The organism is Paracoccus sp. FO-3, assembly GCF_006386455.1.
In the GTDB taxonomy this organism is placed as follows: Bacteria; Pseudomonadota; Alphaproteobacteria; order Rhodobacterales; family Rhodobacteraceae; genus Paracoccus; species Paracoccus versutus.
On record NZ_VCBQ01000272.1, the window covers coordinates 1 to 1,216 of the forward strand.

Consider the following 1,216-nt stretch of genomic DNA (forward strand, 5'->3'; position numbering starts at 1 on the left):
TCGAGACCGAGACGCTGGCTCTGGCCGGGAACCGTGCCGCGCTGGCCGACCTGAACGGGCAATGGATCGACCGGTTCCATGACCGTAACGGGCTGAAGTACATCGTTCTGGACATGGACAGCTCGGTCAGCCCGACCCATGGCGACCAGGAAGGGTCTGCCTGGAATGGCCATTTCGACTGTAGCTGCTATCACCCCAACTTTCTGTTCAACCAGTTCGGGATGCTGGAACGCTGCGCCCTGCGCCATGGCAACGTCCACAGCGCCGATGGCTGGCGTGATGTTCTCGACCCCGTCATTGCGCGCTACGCGGAGCGCGACCTTGGTGGCAGGTTCTTCCGGGCCGATGCTGCCTACGCGATCCCGGCGATCTATGAGCGATTGGAAGAAGCGCGGTTCTTCTACGCCATCCGGCTGCCCGCAAACGCGGTCCTCAAGGACAAGATCGCGCATCGGCTAACGCGCCCTGTCGGGCGGCCGTCACTGACCAAGGTCAAGCGGTTCTTCGAGGAATTCGAGTATCAGGCGGCGTCCTGGGACAAGGAACGCCGGGTGATCGCCAAGATCGAATGGCATCCGGGCGAACTGTTCCCGCGTGTCGGCTTCATCGTCACCAACCTGCCGATGGAGCCGGACTGGGTGGTGCGGTTCTACAACCAGCGCGGCACCGCCGAGCAGCACATCAAAGAGGGCAAATACGCCTTTCGCTGGACGCGGCTGTCGTGCCGGAAGTTCCGCGACAATGAGGTGCGGCTGCAACTGCACGCCCTGGCGTACAACCTGGCCACCTTCTTGCACTGCATCGAGCTGCCCGAGGCCATGGCCGACTGGTCGTTGACCAGCCTGCAACTGAAGCTGATCAAGATCGGGGCACGTGTGGTCCGTCACGCCCGCACCATCACCTTCCAGCTGGCCGAGGTCGCTGTCACCGGCACGATGGTACGCGCCATCCTCGCCGCTATCCGCCGATTGCGAGCGCCACCGCTATGCGCATGATCGCGATCCACGCTCAAACTGAACGAAAGCGGCTGGACAGATCTGTCCGCTGCGCTGAAAAACGCCGCCCCTGGGCAAGGAAACAGCGGCTTCGCGGTCTGATCCGTCCAGATCCAGCAGTCTGCGCGACCGCAGGTGCCGCTTGCGGCAGAAAATCCTTGTCTAGCGCTCGGATACAGGCGATCTTCACCTCAAACGACACGCCACTTGGGGAATGCAGG

The 1,216-nt window shown here is 62.7% G+C and carries 1 protein-coding gene; it reads left to right on the forward strand.

From position 1 onward, the window contains the following. Positions 1–995: IS1380-like element IS1247 family transposase (locus tag FE811_RS26920; protein ID WP_140849572.1), on the forward strand; the 995-nt coding region annotated here is incomplete at its 5' end. Positions 996–1,216: the final 221 nt, after the last annotated feature.